The 1,663-nt window shown below is 57.0% G+C and carries 1 protein-coding gene; it reads right to left on the bottom strand.

Annotated elements, in window-relative coordinates:
• Window positions 1-1,663 (bottom strand): chitobiase/beta-hexosaminidase C-terminal domain-containing protein (locus OHL23_RS28550; protein WP_263355502.1); only part of this gene is annotated, 1,663 nt, incomplete at both ends.

The following is a 1,663-nucleotide window of genomic DNA, read 5'->3' as shown; positions in this document are numbered from 1 at the left end:
CGTTGTGAACTACGTGCGGGACGACATGGACGGAAGGGGAAGCGCACGAGGCGTTGTTCTCCAACCAAAGGTTCGCCGAGTCGCAGCTGCTACCGAAGCCGTTCGGATAATTGATGATCGGCGTTGTGGTAGAGGCCGAGGTTATGGTGTAGGCAGCGGACCCAATCGCACTGTTGGCGTCGCTCGTAGCAACCGCGATGGCTTTCAATGTCTCAGTCGAGCTAACCGTAATGGGGCCAGCGTACCTCGTTGAAGCCGTGGTCGGCGTGGTGCCGTTCGTGGTGTAGTAAATTGTTGTTCCGGCCGTGGCATCGCTGATGGAGACTGACCGCGCGGATGTGTAGGTGCCTGCCGCTACGCTGAACGTCGGCGCAGGCAGCACTGACATGATGGTGTAGGTGGCCTTACCCACAGAGTTGGCATCGCCCGTCGCAACTGCGATGGCTTCCAATGTCTTCGTCGCGCTTACTGTAATGGGGCCGGTGTACAAGGTCGACGAAGTTGTAGGTGTGGTGCCGTTCGTGGTGTAGTAGATGGCGGTACCGGCAGTCGTATCTGAGATGGTCACCTTCTGCGCACTGGTGTATGTGCCGCTCGCCGGGCTGAACGTTGGTGCGGGTACAGTGGAGTTGAGGATGTAAGCCGCCTTGGCAGCCTTACTGTTAGTGTGACCCTTCTCAACTGCAATGGCTTGAAGCGTCTCAGTCGCGGTCACCGAGATCGCTCCTGCGTACTTCGTTGAGGAGGTCGTGGGCGTGGTGCCGTTGGTGGTGTAGTAGATGGTAGCACCGCTGGTGGCATCGCTGATGCTGACCGTCTGCGCCGAGGCGTAGGTTCCCGCTGCCACAGAGAAGGTTGGTGTAGCGGCTGTGGGCGTGCTTGTTCCAGTGGCAAGTGTCCAGCTATCGATGTAGACGTCATCCAGGAATGTTGCGGTACCGCCGCCAAATCCTACGTAAGCAATCGGCCCGTTGCCGTTCTGGACAACTGTTCCAATCGATGGGTTAGTCGGCCAGCTTTGCTGATAGTTTGCATGGGTGACCAGATCCGTGAGGTTGAGCGAAATGGTGCTTCCGTTGTTAACAATGGTGGCTGAAAACTCATCCCCGCTGCCGAGGTTGATCCCGGACGGAGCCATGTCGGTGCTTGGAATCGGGTTGTAAGCGCCCGCCGCCCAATTGTCCGGGTATTGATCTGGACCATAATAGTACCCGGTCATGCTCTGGGTTCCGGTGCTGGTGGCGTAGTTGTACATGTCGAATTTCACAAGAAATCCGTTAACCGCGGGCAGGCCAGGATATGGGCAAACGACAGGATTGACCTCCAGGTGGCATTGCGACCATGAGAACTGATCGGAGTCGCCAGAGTAAGTCCAGCCACCGCCGTTGGGTGTCTTGTAGTTGGGGTCACTGACGCCCATAAAGCCAAAGCCTGCACCGCATCGGGAGGGTTGATAGGAACAGTCGATGTGAAACGTGAATGTGGTGGTGAAGTTCGACACATTCACCGGCGTTTTGAAGAACATATTCGATGCGTTGTGAACTACGTGCGGGACGACATGGACGGAAGGGGAAGCGCACGAGGCGTTGTTCTCCAACCAAAGGTTCGCCGAGTCGCAGCTGCTACCGAAGCCGTTCGGATAATTGATGATCGGCGTTGTGGT

This window comes from Acidicapsa acidisoli, from assembly GCF_025685625.1.
GTDB lineage: Bacteria > Acidobacteriota > Terriglobia > Terriglobales > Acidobacteriaceae > Acidicapsa > Acidicapsa acidisoli.
The sequence above is the reverse complement of the archived record's forward strand: the minus strand, read 5'-3'. Positions and strand labels throughout refer to the sequence as shown.